Origin of the sequence: Pedobacter sp. BAL39 (assembly GCF_000170795.1) — a bacterium.
Taxonomy (GTDB): Bacteria; Bacteroidota; Bacteroidia; order Sphingobacteriales; family Sphingobacteriaceae; genus Pedobacter.
The window spans coordinates 30710-46834 of sequence record NZ_ABCM01000023.1 but is presented as its reverse complement, the minus strand read 5'-3'; the positions used below and the strand labels follow the sequence as shown (position 1 = coordinate 46834).

At 38.2% G+C, this 16125-nt stretch carries 12 protein-coding genes, 2 tRNA genes and 1 pseudogene; 9 read left to right on the top strand and 6 right to left on the bottom strand.

What is annotated here, in order from left to right:
* Window positions 1–3: 3 nt before the first annotated feature.
* The 3 genes from PBAL39_RS21650 to PBAL39_RS21645 form a co-directional block, all read right to left on the bottom strand.
* On the bottom strand, window positions 4–1179 hold the full coding sequence (locus tag PBAL39_RS21650) for an acetyl-CoA C-acyltransferase (RefSeq protein WP_008245663.1): 1176 nt from the start codon (window positions 1177–1179) through the stop codon (window positions 4–6).
* An 85-nt stretch (window positions 1180–1264) separates the two neighbouring features.
* Window positions 1265–1438, bottom strand: a complete 174-nt coding sequence (locus PBAL39_RS25125) for a hypothetical protein (RefSeq protein WP_008245660.1) — start codon at window positions 1436–1438, stop codon at window positions 1265–1267.
* A 176-nt stretch (window positions 1439–1614) separates the two neighbouring features.
* Window positions 1615–2472 (bottom strand): SPFH domain-containing protein, encoded by an 858-nt coding sequence (locus PBAL39_RS21645; protein WP_008245659.1) that lies wholly within the window; start codon window positions 2470–2472, stop codon window positions 1615–1617.
* A gap of 645 nt (window positions 2473–3117) precedes the next feature.
* Between PBAL39_RS21645 and PBAL39_RS21635 the strand changes: the two genes are divergently transcribed.
* From PBAL39_RS21635 to PBAL39_RS21625, 3 genes are all read left to right on the top strand, one after another.
* A complete protein-coding gene (locus PBAL39_RS21635; RefSeq protein WP_008245656.1) occupies window positions 3118–5196 on the top strand; it encodes an HD family phosphohydrolase in 2079 nt (692 codons plus the stop codon).
* Window positions 5197–5264: 68 nt separating this feature from the next.
* A tRNA-Ser gene (locus PBAL39_RS21630) sits at window positions 5265–5351 on the top strand.
* Window positions 5352–5445: 94 nt separating this feature from the next.
* Window positions 5446–5519 (top strand) — tRNA-Pro (locus PBAL39_RS21625).
* A gap of 204 nt (window positions 5520–5723) precedes the next feature.
* On the opposite strand, the gene PBAL39_RS25120 is transcribed toward PBAL39_RS21625, so the two are convergent.
* From PBAL39_RS25120 to PBAL39_RS24885, 3 genes and pseudogenes are all read right to left on the bottom strand, one after another.
* Window positions 5724–6536, bottom strand: a complete 813-nt coding sequence (locus PBAL39_RS25120; RefSeq protein ID WP_232282995.1) for a zinc ribbon domain-containing protein — start codon at window positions 6534–6536, stop codon at window positions 5724–5726.
* Window positions 6537–6635: 99 nt separating this feature from the next.
* A pseudogene (locus PBAL39_RS25950) lies at window positions 6636–6788 on the bottom strand (hypothetical protein); the annotation flags it as partial.
* A 32-nt stretch (window positions 6789–6820) separates the two neighbouring features.
* Complete coding sequence (locus PBAL39_RS24885) at window positions 6821–7369, bottom strand: recombinase family protein (protein ID WP_157274166.1); 549 nt, start codon at window positions 7367–7369, stop codon at window positions 6821–6823.
* 167 nt (window positions 7370–7536) lie between these two features.
* Between PBAL39_RS24885 and PBAL39_RS25115 the strand changes: the two genes are divergently transcribed.
* From PBAL39_RS25115 to PBAL39_RS21595, 6 genes are all read left to right on the top strand, one after another.
* Window positions 7537–7740, top strand: a complete 204-nt coding sequence (locus PBAL39_RS25115; protein ID WP_008245646.1) for a helix-turn-helix transcriptional regulator — start codon at window positions 7537–7539, stop codon at window positions 7738–7740.
* Window positions 7741–7805: 65 nt separating this feature from the next.
* Window positions 7806–9806 carry a class I SAM-dependent DNA methyltransferase gene (locus tag PBAL39_RS21615; protein WP_083801803.1) on the top strand — a complete coding sequence of 667 codons (2001 nt, stop codon included), beginning with the start codon at window positions 7806–7808 and terminating at the stop codon, window positions 9804–9806.
* Between the two features lie 7 nt (window positions 9807–9813).
* Window positions 9814–10998, top strand: a complete 1185-nt coding sequence (locus PBAL39_RS21610) for a restriction endonuclease subunit S (protein ID WP_008245642.1) — start codon at window positions 9814–9816, stop codon at window positions 10996–10998.
* Window positions 10995–12383 (top strand): AAA family ATPase, encoded by a 1389-nt coding sequence (locus PBAL39_RS24880; RefSeq protein ID WP_008245640.1) that lies wholly within the window; start codon window positions 10995–10997, stop codon window positions 12381–12383. Before PBAL39_RS21610 ends, PBAL39_RS24880 begins: the two co-directional genes overlap by 4 nt.
* Entirely contained in the window at window positions 12367–13101 is a 735-nt protein-coding gene (locus PBAL39_RS21600; RefSeq protein WP_008245638.1) for a retron system putative HNH endonuclease, read from the top strand. The genes PBAL39_RS24880 and PBAL39_RS21600 overlap by 17 nt, the downstream gene beginning before the upstream one ends.
* Window positions 13101–16121: a type I restriction endonuclease subunit R gene (locus PBAL39_RS21595; protein WP_008245636.1), complete on the top strand. Its 3021-nt coding sequence runs from the start codon at window positions 13101–13103 to the stop codon at window positions 16119–16121. The genes PBAL39_RS21600 and PBAL39_RS21595 overlap by 1 nt, the downstream gene beginning before the upstream one ends.
* The last annotated feature ends 4 nt before the right edge of the window (window positions 16122–16125 follow it).

The following is a 16125-nucleotide window of genomic DNA, read 5'->3' as shown; positions in this document are numbered from 1 at the left end:
GGTTTATATTTTTTCAATTACAATCGCACTTGCACCACCACCACCATTACATATACCTGCCACGCCTATTTTCCCGTCATTCTGGTTCAATACAGAAAGTAAGGTGACGACAATCCTGGCGCCCGAGGCCCCCAGTGGATGGCCGATCGCTACAGCACCACCATTTACGTTTACTTTGGTGTCGTCAAGGTTCAGTATTTTGTTGTTGGCCAGTGAAACTACAGAAAAAGCTTCATTGATTTCGAAAAAATCTACATCAGCAAGTGTTTTGCCTGCTTTTTCTAATGCAAGAGGGATCGCCTTTGCAGGGGCAGTGGTGAACCACTCCGGTGCCTGTTGGGCATCTGCATAACCAAGGATTTTAGCGAGGGGCTTCAATCCCAGTGATTTTGCTTTTTCAGCGCTCATCAATACGAGCGCTGCGGCGCCATCATTTAATGTTGAAGCATTGGCTGCTGTAACGGTGCCTTCTTTTTTGAATACAGGTTTCAGGCCGGGAATCTTGTCGAACTTCACTGCGAAAGGCTCTTCATCCTTGTCAATCCTGCTGATTTCCCCCTTACGGTCTTTTACTTCAATCGCTACGATTTCATTGTCAAACTTACCTGCTGTCTGTGCGGCCTGAGATTTTTTATAGGAGTTGATGGCAAAAGCATCCTGATCTTCCCTGCTGATGTCACAGTCCGCAGCACAAAGCTCGGCAGCAGAACCCATGTGGTAGTCGTTGTATACGTCCCAGAGGCCATCTTTCAACAGGCCGTCGGTTAGCTGCCCATGCCCTAAGCGATAGCCGTTCCGCGCTTTGTCCAGGTAATAGGGTACATTGCTCATGCTCTCCATGCCGCCCGCTATGACGATTTCCTGATGTCCCAAGGCGATGCTTTGCGCAGCAAGCATGATGGCTTTTGTGCCTGAAGCACACACTTTGTTTACAGTGGTTGCAGGCAGGTCTGGCAAACCTGCCAATTTCGCCGCTTGTGTGGCGGGTGCCTGGCCAAGATTAGCAGACAATACGTTGCCCATATATACTTCCTGAACTTCTTCTGGTTTGATGCCGGCACGGTCTACTGCCGCTTTAATCGAATAGCCACCCAGTTGAGCAGCTGAAAAACCGGATAATGAACCACCAAAGCTGCCTATTGGCGTTCTTACAGCGGATACTATTACTACTTCTATCATTTAAGTCGTTGAGTTTTGGTTAGCAGCAAAGTTAAGTAATTACTGACATCCGCTGGTTGCCCTCAATTCGCATTTAACATTTTCACTATGTATCATTTTTGTTTACTCTCTTTTTTCTCTTTGATTTCAGGGCTTCCGACAGCAGGTATTCTATCTGGCCATTGGTGCTCCTGAATTCATCGGCAGCCCACTGCTCAATTTCCTTGAGCAGTGCCGGACTGATTCTGAGTGCAAAAGCTTTTTTATCTTTATCTGACATGTTTGTTTTTATCTGACATGCGTCGGGTGTCTGCAGGCAATTGTGTTTGTAGCCGTCTCGTGTATTGCTAATGTGTTATACGCTGCCCTGTTGTTTTTTACAATGCTACTTACTCATACTGCAGATGAGTGGAGCTTATTAATGCTGCTTGTCAATTTTCTGAGAAAAAGTGGCGCCTAATTGTATAATGTTCCTGTGTTTACCACCGGCTGGACATTACGGTCGCCGCACAGTACCACAAGCAGGTTGCTTACCATTGCCGCTTTTCGCTCCTCATCCAGCTCCACAATGTTTTTCTCTGATAAACGGTCCAGTGCCATTTCCACCATTCCTACGGCACCTTCGACAATCAGTTTCCGGGCAGCAATGACCGCGGTAGCCTGCTGACGCTGTAACATGGCACTTGCAATCTCCTGCGCATAGGCAAGGTGAGAGATCCTGGCCTCGATGACCAGTATGCCAGCCCTCGACAAACGTTCACTCAGCTCAGCCTCCAATATGGAACTTACCTTTTCTGCACCGTCTTTTAGTGTGATGGTTGCTTCTTCATCCTCAAAATTATCATAAGGAAAAATGTTTGCAAGGTGTCTTACTGCAGCCTCGCTTTGAATGGTAACATACTGAAGATAATCTTCTACTGCAAAGCTTGCCTTTGCAGTTTCCTCTATCTGCCATACCACTACAGCTGCAATTTCAATAGGGTTCCCCAGCTTGTCGTTCACCTTAATCTGATGGCCATTCAGGTTCCTGGCTTTTAAGGAAACCTTTTTCTTTCCTGTAAGTGGGTTTACCCAGAAAAAGCCATCCGCTTTTACCGTGCCTACATATTTGCCGAAAAGTGTGAGCACTTTAGCTTCATTGGGATTGTTGATGATCAGGCCGGGCAGCACCAGTATGAAATCAATTAATAATACGGTGACACCAATTGCCACCTGTTGTGTGGCACAGGCGAAGATGCCGCCGCCAAGAAGGAGGAGGAATAGAAAGAAGGTAATATAACCTGAAGGTGGGGTGATGATTTTTTCCTGATACATAGCTGGGTTCTGCTTTGGTTAAATTATTGTTTTATGAAACTGTTAACTGTTGGTAGTCATCTTAATACCTTGTATATGTGTTATTGTTATGATATTATTTTGATATCACTAATTACTGAAATGTTTTTGTGAAATGCAAGCTTTTTATTTGCTTTGCGCTTTCACACCTTAAATTTGTCTTCTGTTCTATTCCTGGGGGAGCACTTTTGCTTACATGATTAGTCACCGTTAGACCCGGGTTGGCTGCCGTTGGATCTGCGCCTGGTAACGGTAGGTACCAGTTCCTTAGCAGGCCTATATCAAATCCATTACGAAGCCAGATCGCAAGCATCTCAAGTCTACGTTTTACCAGAAAAACGTGGACTAGACGTGGATATGGGGTGGATTTGATATAGGCTTGGTATAGCCCGTGTCTAGGGATCGTCAGGTTCAGCCGTACACTAGATTGGCTATATAATTTTCGAGTGTAGTTACTGGATTTTGGTTTAGAATTTACATTATTCTGCTGATATAATTACATGAATTTGCCCTGGTATACGTCATCACTTTTCAATTGACTCCTCCGTTTTACCGCTGTTCGGTTGCAATTAAAACAATTACCAGAAAAAATGTATTATTTTTGAATAAAATCAAGAACTCATCATTTTGGCTAAAATCAAAAAGAATTCCCACAGGGTGCTTTATCGCAAGTACTCGTCCAATATCAAATATGTGATGATGGTGCTTTGTGTAGTGATCGTCACCGCCTTTCTACCAAAACAACCACGCTTTAGGTACGAATTTGAAAAAGGAGAGGTCTGGAAAAACAAAGACTTAATTTCTCCTTTCAGTTTCGCCATATTGAAAACTGCACCCCAGGTGATCACCGATAAAAAAGATGCACTTGATAATGTATTGCCAATTTACAGGATGAACCGGGAGCTCATCAATGCCGTGGATGAAGCTTATCAGAATGAGTTTGATGTCAAATGGAAAACCAATGCTTTTCCTGAAAATGACCGGGTAGGTTACAAAACTTCTTCACTAAAGCTGTTGGATGCAATTTATACCCGCGGGATCATTGCCTCTGATGCCAAACATCAGCAGGGCAACAAGTACTATGATTTCACACTAATGGACAATAATATTGGCAGGAAATTGAGCACCCAGGACGTCTTTACCGTAAATACCGCACTTGAATATTATTCAAGAACATATAATTCTGTCAATCTCAAGATGAAGGACATGATCCTGGAATTGGTGGAAGACCATCTGCAGCCCAATATCATTTTTGATGACAAGCTGACTACCGTGGTGCAGAACAATACCGTAAACAGTCTCTCGACCACGAGGGGTATGGTGCAGAAAGGAGAGCTGATCATTGCCAAAGATAATGTGATCGATGATGAGGTTTATCAGAAGCTGCAGTCGTTCAAGGAGGCTTATGAGGCACAAACAAAAACAATAGGAGACAGCAAGCTGGTCTATCTGGGGCAAATTCTCCTTGTAGGGTTTATCGTGGCACTTCAGATGGTATTCCTGAAGTTGTTCAGGAAAGACATCTTCGCTGATAACAGGCAGCTGTCGCTGCTCTTGCTGGTCATTACTACCATGCTGCTATGTTTAACCTGGGCCATTAAACTGAACCTGAATAGCATTTATTACATTCCTTTTTGTATCGTTCCCATCATTATTCGTATTTTATTTGATACCAGGCTTGCTTTATACCTGCATTTACTGGTGGTGCTGATTGCCGGTTTTTTTGTGCCCAATAGCTTTGAATTTGTATTCTACCAGATCACTGCCGGTATGGTGGCCATCTACAGCATCAGGAACCTGATCAAAAGAGAACAGCTGTTGTTGTCAGCATTGTTTATCCTCACAGCGTACTTCATATCTTTTGTCGGAATAGGTCTGCTTAGGGAAGGGTCTTTCACAGAAATTGAATGGGCCAATTTCTCTCCGTTTATCATTAGTGTGTTGCTTTCGCTGTTGGCCTATCCATTGATCTACGCTTTCGAGCGGATGTTCGGCATTACCTCAGATATTGCTTTGATAGAGCTGACGAACACCAATAACAAATTGCTGCGTGAGTTGGCTTATAAAGCGCCAGGGACATTCCAGCATTCGTTGCAGGTGGCGAACCTCGCAGAAGCAGCGATATTCAAGATAGGAGGGAATTCCCTGCTGGTGCGGGCGGGTGCGCTGTATCATGATATTGGGAAAATTGAGAACCCACAGTATTTCATCGAGAACCAGAATACCGGCGTCAGTCCGCATGATAAGTTGCCTTACGAACAAAGTGCACAGATCATTATTAAACACGTTCACAAGGGTATTGAAATTACGCGCAGGCATCAGTTACCGGAGACTGTCATTGATTTCATCAGAACACACCATGGGAATACGAGGGTAGATTATTTTTATCAATCGTTTTTGAAAAACTCCCCGGAGAAATTTGTGGATGAAAATATTTTCAGATATCCCGGACCCATCCCTTTTTCGAAGGAAACAGGTGTTTTAATGCTTGCGGATTCGGTGGAAGCGGCCTCAAGAAGCCTTAAAAATCCAGATGCCCAGGGCATCAATGACCTGGTCGAACGCATCATTAATTACAAACTTGAACAAAATCAGCTTGACAACTGTGATATTACGTTAAAAGATTTAGAAACTATCAAACTGATATTCAAGACTATGCTTATGAGCATCTATCATGTGCGCATAGATTACCTCCAAAATGTGTAATTTTATTTTGCAAATATGAACTAATCACTATATTTGCATTCCCGAAAACGGGGAGCGTTTTTTGAAAAGGAGAGGTGCCTGAGTGGCCGAAAGGAACAGTTTGCTAAACTGTCGTACTGGCAACGGTACCGCGGGTTCGAATCCCGCCCTCTCCGCTTTAAAAATTGATTTTATCCAATAGGATTTGTCATTTTTAAATTGTTACTTTGCACACCCTTCGGAAGAAGGAAAAAAGGTGATACCAAAGATCGGGGTGTAGCGTAGCCCGGTATCGCGCCACATTTGGGATGTGGAGGTCGTAGGTTCGAATCCTGCCACCCCGACTAAAAAGCCAAATGGCGCCACTTAAAGACAAGTGGTGCCATTTTTTGTTTAAGTGGCTTTTTCCAACCATAGGAAGGGTTCGTGTTGAGATTTTCTTTAGTTGCAAAAGTATGTTTTAACTGTTTTTGAATTAAAAGTTGAGAATATTGAAATATGTTGACAGGATTCGAACCACGTTCACGTTTTTAAATATTTTCATTTTTTCAACCGATCTTGATTTTGATAGAAATACAAATTTCTGCAAGTTTTAACAGGAAGGATAGAACTTTGGTGGCATTTTGAGTTGATATTTTATTCCCTTTGTTCAATTCAATTTTTATAACATTCGAGATTAACTCTTGTTGTTCTTTGCTAATATTTTTGAGAATGTCTGCTTCTTCAAAATTCTCTTTCGCATTTGAGTACTGAGATCCATAGACGATCCTAACCTCATCTTTCAATTGACTTATAAAGTCGGGATCGTTATATACAAAATCTTTATTCAAGAACAACGAAGCAACTTTTAATTCTATAGAATTATCTGTACCACGAAAAATAAGAGCGGGCTTTAAGAAACATTTTGTAGGCTTTTTTAAACTCTGCTTCTGCTGTACATCAAGTTTATAAACATCATTGAGTTGCGTGCCTAAGATGTCAATTCTATTCTCACAGTCTGATTTTATTGAAAGATAGTCTTCTTCGTCAATAATACCTTTTACTAAAAGCTCCCTTGCATTAGCAACTCGTTCTATCATCATATGTAATGATCTATTGATATTGGTTTTATCAATAGATTTTTGTTCGTACAAATTGCCGTAAATCTTTCTGATAAGATCTTCGAAAATTGGAGTATATTCCACATTGGGTTTTAGCAAACCAATCCCTGATAATAAGTTTTCATTTACTTGATCTGCCCGTACTCGATAACCACAAGAAGAAGAACAATGATAATAAAAGTACTTTTTAGACCTTCCTTTTGAACCACTTCCAGACATTTTTTTTGAACAAAGAGAACAACTGAGTATTCCTCTAAACATAAGTTCACTATTGGTGTTTTGTTTAATGTATTTTTTGTCGCGTCGTTTAATTCTTGATTGTACTTCATCAAAAAGTTCTATCGAAATTAAAGAATTATGGATTCCGTAAACCTCTACTATATTTTTTCCATCTAAAGATGGGACTCTTATTTTACCACAGTAGACTGGATTTTGAAGTATATTGAAGAAAGCATTTAGACTACATTTTAACCCTGTATTGAGAACTGTTTTATAGTAAGAGCGAACGGACACACTTTCATCGAATCCTTCAAATATTTTTTTGATTAATGTTGCCTCTGGCTCACGGGGAATGATTGTTTTGTTCCGTCTGGCAACGATATATTGAGATAACCTATAGGTGCTCGCCCCATATATCGTCCTTCCTTCTTGGCTTTGTGTATACCTTGCTTAATATTTAAAGATCTTCGGTCATTCTCTACTTCTGCTGTGACAATGTACATCGCCAGTAATACTTTGTTTTCAGGTACCGACATATCCAAAGGTTGATCTGTAGCCTGAGGTTCAATACCGAGTTTTTGTAGTTGCGTGATCATGTAATAAGCATTTGCTGTATTCCTGCTAAATCGATCCCAACGAGTAAATAGGATAAGTCGTGGCCTTGCAGCTTTATTCATGTTCAATTGTTTCATCATGGTAGTCCATGCCGGCCGTTCGAAGTTTTTTGCTGAATGGTCTTCAAATACGGTCTGGACAATTTCAATTTGATTGTCTTTACAATATTTATTTAATTTTTCTTCTTGGCTACGTTGAGAGTACCCTTTTTGTGCTTGTTCGTCTGTGCTGACTCTGATGTAAATAATTGCTGTTTTCATAGTGATAAAACTTTGCGTTAATATAGTAGCAATTAAGTCCTTGATTGCGAAAGGAGTTGGAATTAGGTGGTATTGCAAAGGTGAACTGGTTTGGAATTCCTTTTGATACTTTGTTTGTATAATTAATAACATTAAATTCGCACAATATGCGTATTAAATAGCATCGTATGAAAATCAATCGACTGAAAATTGTACTAACAGAACAATCTAGAACCAGTAAATGGTTGGCTAAAGAGCTGGGCAAAAGTGCCAGTACTGTTTCCCGTTGGTGTACTAATGAAGTACAGCCATCAGTGGAAACTTTGGCAGAGATTGCCCAATTATTGAAAATTGATGTACGGGAATTATTAAACCCAACAAGCAAAAGTTAATGGGAGATTTGCCTAACATACAAATTGAAGTAGAAAATTAAGACGAGAATCGATAAATAATAAAAATGACGACACATCAACAACATATCAAATTCATTTGGGATATAGCAGACTTATTACGTGGACCTTACCGTCCTCCACAATACGAACGAGTGATGCTACCTATGACGGTTTTGCGTCGTTTTGATTCAGTACTGGAAAATTCGAAATCGGACGTTTTGCAAGAATTTGAGAGCTTAAAGGTGAGGTATAAAGGAGAAATACCTCCTTCTATTTTAAGTTCCAAGTTAGAAAAAATTACAGGTCAAAAATTTTATAATACCTCTCCTTTTACATTTGAAAAATTGAAGGGAGCACCTGATAGTATTGCTCAGGATCTGGTGAGCTACATCAATGGGTTTTCACCTAATGTGCGACGAATCTTTGAATACTTCGACTTTGAGAAAGAGATCTTTGCAATGAACGATGCCAATATTTTATATCTAATCGTTTCTGAGTTTGCAAAGGTCAACTTGCATCCCAGCTTAGTTTCTAACCGGGACATGGGGTTGATATTCGAAAACCTGATTCGTCGATTCAACGAATTAGCCAATGAAACGGCCGGGGATCACTTTACGCCTCGTGAGATTATCAAGTTGATGGTCAATCTATTGTTTGTGGATGATGATAAATTTTTGAGAGATAAGTATCACTTGAGAAAAATCTTAGATCCCACCTGTGGTACAGGTGGGATGTTATCTGAAGCTAAAAATTATCTGAAGCAAAATAACTCTGACATTATATTGTTGACATATGGACAAGAGTACAATAAGAGAGCTTATGCTACTGCTGCGTCAGATTTATTAATAAAGGGCCGTAGTTCAGATAAAGTTGGAAAATATGAACAAGCAGAAGGTGAGATAAAATTTGGAGATACTTTAACTGAAGATCAATTCGAAGATGATACTTTTGATTATCTGATTGCCAACCCACCTTTTGGTGTGGATTGGAAAAAGCAAAAACCACAGATAGATCGTGATAAAACAGGTCGTTTTGAAGCAGGTTTACCTCGTGTGAACGATGGTGCTTTATTGTTTTTGCAGCACATGATCAGCAAGTTTGAGCCTTATGAACCCAAAAATAAAAAATTCGGTTCCCGTTTAGCCATTGTATTCAGTGGTTCACCTATGTTCTCGGGGGGAGCCGGTTCAGGTGAAAGTGATATTCGAAAATGGATTATAGAAAATGACTGGCTGGAAGGTATTATTGCCTTGCCGGAACAGATGTTTTATAACACAGGTATCAATACCTATATCTGGGTTTTGACCAACAGAAAATCTAAGAATCGAAAAGGTAAAATTCAATTGTTTGATGCCCGGGAATTTTATATCCAAATGCGAAAAAGCCAGGGAAGCAAACGCCGAAAAATAGGTGAAGGTGAGGTAGATGATGGAATTATTCATGTGATGGAGCCGAATCAAATAGCCGAGATTATTACCGAATACGGTCAGTTTGACAATACGACAAATGCTAAGCTATTCGATAATGAAGATTTTGGTTTTACACGGGTAACGGTAGAACGTCCTTTACGTTTGAAATACCAAATGACGGCAGAAAGAAAACTAGCATTTTTAGATGCTTGCCCACATTTGCTAGACGATGTACAGACAATTGACAAAAAATTAGGTCAGGAAATCCTGATGGATTGGAACAAGGTATTGAAAGACATCAAAAAGATAAGTGAACAGAAATGGTCGGCTAGAGAATTGGTAATTTTCCGCAACGTATTTACTGATAAAGATCCCGAAGCAGCCAAAGTACAAAAAGGAAAAAATGACTTTGAAGCGGATGCAGATTTAAGGGAATTCGAAAATGTGCCATTGAAGATAGATATTGACACCTATTTCAAAAACGAAGTTTTACCCTTTGCACCTGATGCATGGACGGATCGCTCTAAAGACAAAGTAGGTTACGAAATCAATTTTAACCGTTATTTCTTTAAAAATGCGGAGAATCGTTCTTTAAAAGTCATCAATAAAGAATTGAGTGAGATTGAAAAGGAAATTTTAGAATTATTGAATAATTAACATAGTAATGAATCAAATATCAGTTAAATATATATTCAATATTTTCAGTGGATCTACTCCGGAATCTGGTCAGGCATTTTTCTGGGATGGCGATCATAATTGGTTTACCCCAGATGATTTAGGGAAAATTGGTAATAAAATATATGTAGATGAATCCAATAGAAAAATCACGGATGAAGGAGTAGAGAATGCGAATTTAAAATTTGGAGTGGCAAATTCAATAATCATTACAAAACGAGCCCCTATTGGAAATTTAGCTATTACTACATTACCTTCAAGCTGTAATCAAGGCTGCTTTATTCTTGAACAAAAAAATTCTGATATTAATGTTAAATACTACTATTATTACTTTTTAATTCAGAAGGACAAGCTGAATAATTTAGGTAGAGGTTCAACTTTTTTAGAGTTGAATGCTGATGAAATGAAGAGCTACAAAGCTCCCTTACCATCACTTTCACAACAAAACAAAATAGTTGACTATCTTGATAATGAAGTAGCGAAAATAGATGCCTTAATTGAGAAGAAAACCCAGCTAGTCACTATTCTCGAAGAAAAGAAAAAAGCAGTGATCAACCAAACGGTAACTAAGGGCTTAGATCCGAATGTTTCTATGAAAGATTCTGGAATTCAGTGGTTAGGATATATTCCGAAACATTGGGAACTAGTGAAATTGAAATATGTTTCAAATTTAAAAAGTGGAGATTTTTTACCTGCTGAAAATATTAAAGAAGAAGGTGATTTTAAAGTTTTTGGAGGGAATGGAGCGCGTGGCTATTTTGACAATTATAATCACGAAGGAGATCTTATTTTAATCGGACGTCAGGGAGCATTATGTGGCAATATTAATTTTGCTAATGAAAAATTTTGGGCGACAGAACATGCTATAGTATGTAATCCAATCGCTCTGTTTGATTATTATTGGCTGGGAAAGCAGCTAGAATTGATGAATCTAAATCAATATTCATTAGCAGCTGCACAACCAGGATTATCAGTTGATGTAATTAAAAATTTATTTATAGTATTCCCTCCTATAAATGAGCAACGTTCAATCTCAAATTATTTACTAGAACTAGATAAAAAAAATGGTTTAGCTGTAAAAAAAATAAGAGATTCAATAGACTTATTAAAAGAAAAACGAACCGCCGTTATATCAGCCGCGGTTAATGGTGAACTAAATGCAATCTTGTCATGAGAATTAATACATTAGAGCTGACCAATGTGCGTGGTTTTACACATGCAAAGCTGGAATTTCAACCCGGTTTTAATCTCATTGTGGGAATTAATGGTGTTGGTAAAACTACTGTTTTGGAAGCCTTAAGAATATCTATGACCCATATTCTTAAAGAAATAAAATCACCCATTATCGCAAGTGAATCTTTTAAGAAATCTGACATCAACATCAATACAGATCAGTTACATGTAAATACATCATTTACGATTGATGAGCATAATTATGATTTTATTTATTCTAAATCGGCAAAGAGTTCTTATATTAAGGAAGTAGAAATTATTACATCTCAAAACAAAGCAATAAGACGAGAGCAAGAAGCAAAAGAAAGTGAGAAGGCTAAACAAAAGCTAGAAGCTGAAAAAAGCGGAATCGAAGAAGCGAAAGAAGAAAAATCAGAAACTAAAATTCCTTTTAGAGAAGAAGGCATCACATTAGAGGATATTATTAGTTTTAAACCTGAAATAAAAAGAACACAGAATACCCCGGAGTTAGGCTTATTTTTTTCAACAAGAAGATCATTATTAGTCAATCAAAGTCAAAAATCTGGCAACCCGAAAATTCCTCATTCAGCTGCGTATGTACATGCTTTGTCTGAAACTAGGGCTTTCAATGTAAAGATGTTTGCAGAATGGTTTAAAGTTCGTAAAGAATTAGCCAATTTTACGCCAGAACAAATAAATGTTATAAAACTGATCGAACAAACCATTTATACATTTTTACCCGGTTTTTCTGACTTGGATTTAGTAGAAGATGAAATTTCAAAAGAACTGATCTTTTGTATTACCAAATCCAAAAAGGTTCTAAATTTCAACCAGCTTTCTGATGGTGAGAGGGGCGTATTAGCATTGGTATTTGATATTGCAAGGAGGTTAATCATTGCTTATATGCATAGTGATAATCCTTTAGAAGGAGAAGCTGTCATTTTAATTGATGAACTCGATTTGCACCTGCATCCCAAATGGCAACGCACCATTGTAAGCGATTTACAACGAACTTTTCCTAATTGCCAATTTATTGCTACAACGCATTCGCCTCAGATTATATCTTCAGTACTTCCTGAAAATATTCAAATCATCAAAAACTTTGAAATTGATCAAACCGTAAAGAGTTTCGGATTGGATATTAACTGGATTTTAAAATTTATCATGGAAGACAGTGATCGGTTAAAGGAATCGGAAGAAGCGATTACAGCAGTTCAAAAATTAATAGATGAAGTAGAATTTGAAAAAGCCAGAGCCCTAATCAATCAATACAAAAATCAAGAAAATCTTAACCTTGACGAATGGATAATGTTTGAAGCCCGAATGTCTCACTTTGAAATGTTTGACGATGAAGAGGATAATTAAAGGGCATGAACCAGCAAGCTTTATTCAATTTAAACAAGAGAATGAGAAGGGGGGAGTAAAGTTACGCTATGATGAAAGTTTAGGAAGTGCACAAAGAACTCCTATTAAGGAAGCTTTACTAAAAGAGCAAGGTTATATCTGTGCATATACATTGAAGCGTATCGCCTTAGAATCAAGTCATATTGAACATTTAAAGCCAGAAGAATTGTGCAGGAAGCAAATGGAAGAAGAAATAGTTACAGTATCGGATTTGGATTATGGCAATATGGTAGCCTGTTTTCCCAAAAAAGGACTAAAAGGAATCCCTAATGAAAAGTATTTTGGAGCCATTAAAAAAGATGCTTGGTGGGAAAATGAAGGAGCTGATTTCATAAGTCCTTTAAGAGAAGATTGCGAAATTCATTTTAAATACAATAAAGATGGTTCTGTCGAAGAGGTAACTCTTAAAGGCAAAAAAACAATTGAAGTGTTAAGCTTAAATCATGACATTTTAAAACATGAGAGAGCTAATGCGATTAATGAATTTATCTATAAGAATGATAAACCTCTAAATACGTTACAGACGCTTCATGCTATTGAAAATATATGCAAAAAGAATAAAGGTAGTTTTGTTGAATTTTGTATACCAATAAAACATTCCTTAGATAATCATTTGGAATATTTGGAGAAGGTTAAACAAAAAAGGAAAATTATATCAAAAGCAAAAAAGAAACAGTAATGAGGAATAACCAAACCAAAGAAATAGCATTTGAAGAAAGCATAGAGCAAGTGCTTTGGGTCAATGGATATTTATCATTAGCCAGCTCCGCTTATGATAAAGAAAAAGCGATATTCCCGGATACCTTGATTGCGTTTATCCAGGCTACCCAACCTAAAGCATGGACTAAACTGTATTCTATTCTGGGAGATAATACCGCCAATCAGATCATCTATGACTTGACGAAATGGATAGAGTTGAATGGTATGCTTTCTACGCTTCGCCATGGCTTTAAATGTTACGGTACACAATTACAATTAGCCTATTTCAAACCTTCTCATTCTATGAATGCGGAAGTATTGGAACGTTATGATAAAAATATCTTTGGCATTACCCGACAATTATATTACAGTTCACGTAATCAAAATTCAATAGATGTTGTATTAAGTGTGAACGGTATTCCGCTGATCACTTTGGAGCTTAAAAATCCATTATCCCATCAAAATATCAATCATGCCAAACACCAATATAGGCATGATCGTGATCCTCGTGAATTGATATTCGAGTTCAAGAAAAGAACATTGGTTCATTTTGCCGTAGATACCGATGTAGTAGAAATGACCACACGATTAGCCAAAGATGCTACCTATTTCCTTCCATTCAACAAGGGTAATCAAGGTGGTGCAGGCAATCCGATAGATCAGGAGGGACTGAGTTATAAGACGGCTTATCTCTGGAAAGAAGTCTTACAAAAAGATAGCCTGATGGATATCCTTGGAAAATTCATGCACCTGCAAACAGATGAACGGTATACCGAAGAAGGCAGGAAGGTGAAAAAAGAAACCATGATCTTTCCCCGCTACCACCAATTACAGGCAGTTCATCAAATGATACAAACATCATTAGCAGATGAAGTAGGTACCAATTATTTGATCGAGCATTCAGCAGGCAGTGGAAAAAGTAATACTATTGCTTGGGTGGCACATCGCTTGTCCTCTTTGCATAAAACAGATAATACCAAATTATTCGATTCGGTGGTGGTGATTACCGATCGTGTGGTTTTGGATCGTCAATTACAGGATACCATCTACCAGTTTGAACATAAAAAAGGTGTGGTACTGAAAATTGATAAAGACTCCAAGCAATTAGCCGAAGCTCTGGAAAATTCAGTACCTATTGTCATTACCACTTTACAAAAATTCCCGTTCGTCACCGAGCAATTGCGTAAACTGGCTGAAGAACGTGGCGAAGATTCTAAAGGCTTATTAAAAACCCGGAATTACGCTATTTTGGTAGATGAAGCACATAGCTCGCAATCAGGTGAAACAGCTGTCGATTTAAAAGAAGTATTAGGAGGTGAGAAACTTGCCAGAGAAGCAGAAGAAAGAGCGAAGGAAGATGGAGAAAATACTTTGGAACTCTTGTATCGAAATATGGCAAAAAGAGGAAAGCAAAAGAACATCAGTTTTTTTGCTTTTACAGCAACACCCAAACATAAAACCATCAAATTATTTTCCAGCAATGGAGAACCATTGCATAAATATACCATGCGACAAGCCATTGAGGAAGGCTTTATCCTAGATGTATTGCAAAACTATACCTCGTATGCTACATTTTATAAACTGGTAAAAGCCTCGGAAGATGATCCAAAAGTAGAGCGTAAAAAAGCAGCAAAAGCTTTAGGGCGTTTTATGCGTTTGCATCCGCATAATATTGCACAGAAAACAGAAATCATGGTAGAACATTTCTACCAGTCTACCCGGCATAAAATAGGTGGTAAAGCTAAAGCTATGGTGGTAACAGGATCTCGCTTAGAAGCGGTTCGTTATAAGCAAAGCTTTGATGAGATCATTAAGACCAAAGGATATAAAATCAAATCCTTAGTTGCTTTTTCAGGCGAAGTTGCCGATGATAAAATTCCCGATCTGACCTATACGGAGGTTGGGATGAACAATGGTATTAAAGAAAAAGATCTACCTGAAAAATTTGATACGGCAGAATATCACATTCTTTTAGTTGCCGAAAAATATCAGACGGGTTTCGACCAGCCTTTATTACATACCATGTATGTAGATAAGAGATTATCAGGCATTCAGTCGGTCCAGACCTTATCTCGTTTGAACCGTATTCATCCCTTGAAAGAGGATACTTTTGTGTTGGATTTTGTAAATGATCGGGATGAAATTCAGGCCGCTTTTAAAACCTACTATGATGGTGCAGCACTAGGACAGGAAGCCGATCCAAATAATTTGTATCGTATTCAACAAGAATTATTATTAGCTGATGTTTTCACAACGGAGGACATAGATGCTTTCACAGCGATTTATTTCAAATCCAGAGAAAAACAGAGCCATAAAGATCATGAAGATATGAATCACATCTTAGACCATCCTGTTGAAAGATTCAGGGAGTTTTCACAAGAAAAAGAAGAAGATGCAGAATTATGGAGGGGTAAGATTACTGCTTTTAAGAACTTGTACGCTTTCTTAAGCCAGATCATTCCTTACCAAGATACGGATCTTGAAAAGTTGTTTATTTTCCTGAGACATTTGTCAAGTAAGTTGCCTAAACGCAATACAGGTCCCAACTATAATTTTGATGATTCTGTAAGATTGGAATACTATCGATTGCAAAAAATCAGTGAAGGTTCTATAAGTCTTAATACAGCTAAAGAATATAAACTGGATGGTCCGACAGATGTAGGTACCGGAATAGTGAGAGAACCAGAAGTTCCTTTTTCCCGGATCATAGATGTGGTAAATAATCGGTTTGGAACAGAATTTAATCAGGCAGATCAATACTTTTTTGATCAGATTATAGAAACAGCTATTGCGGATGAAGACATTATTCAGGCAGCTCAATCCAATTCTCAGGATAAGTTTATCTTGATGTTTAAAAGTATTTTACAACAATTATTCATTGAGCGTATCGACCAGAACGAAGATATTTTTGCCCGTTTTATGGAAGAGAAAGATTTTAATAAAACCTTGACCGAGTTGTTGGCGAAAGAAGCTTTTAAGAAAATAAAGAAAAATGAATAAAACG

What these genes read in the sequence shown, in the direction of transcription:
- PBAL39_RS21615 (WP_083801803.1), top strand. Translation starts at nt 7,806, where the DNA reads ATGACGACACATCAACAACATATCAAATTCATTTGGGATATAGCAGAC.
- PBAL39_RS25120 (WP_232282995.1), bottom strand. Translation starts at nt 6,536, where the DNA reads ATGTTTAGAGGAATACTCAGTTGTTCTCTTTGTTCAAAAAAAATGTCT.
- PBAL39_RS24880 (WP_008245640.1), top strand. Translation starts at nt 10,995, where the DNA reads ATGAGAATTAATACATTAGAGCTGACCAATGTGCGTGGTTTTACACAT.
- PBAL39_RS21595 (WP_008245636.1), top strand. Translation starts at nt 13,101, where the DNA reads ATGAGGAATAACCAAACCAAAGAAATAGCATTTGAAGAAAGCATAGAG.
- PBAL39_RS25125 (WP_008245660.1), bottom strand. Translation starts at nt 1,438, where the DNA reads ATGTCAGATAAAGATAAAAAAGCTTTTGCACTCAGAATCAGTCCGGCA.
- PBAL39_RS21650 (WP_008245663.1), bottom strand. Translation starts at nt 1,179, where the DNA reads ATGATAGAAGTAGTAATAGTATCCGCTGTAAGAACGCCAATAGGCAGC.
- PBAL39_RS21645 (WP_008245659.1), bottom strand. Translation starts at nt 2,472, where the DNA reads ATGTATCAGGAAAAAATCATCACCCCACCTTCAGGTTATATTACCTTC.
- PBAL39_RS24885 (WP_157274166.1), bottom strand. Translation starts at nt 7,369, where the DNA reads ATGAAAACAGCAATTATTTACATCAGAGTCAGCACAGACGAACAAGCA.
- PBAL39_RS21610 (WP_008245642.1), top strand. Translation starts at nt 9,814, where the DNA reads ATGAATCAAATATCAGTTAAATATATATTCAATATTTTCAGTGGATCT.
- PBAL39_RS21600 (WP_008245638.1), top strand. Translation starts at nt 12,367, where the DNA reads ATGAAGAGGATAATTAAAGGGCATGAACCAGCAAGCTTTATTCAATTT.
- PBAL39_RS25115 (WP_008245646.1), top strand. Translation starts at nt 7,537, where the DNA reads ATGAAAATCAATCGACTGAAAATTGTACTAACAGAACAATCTAGAACC.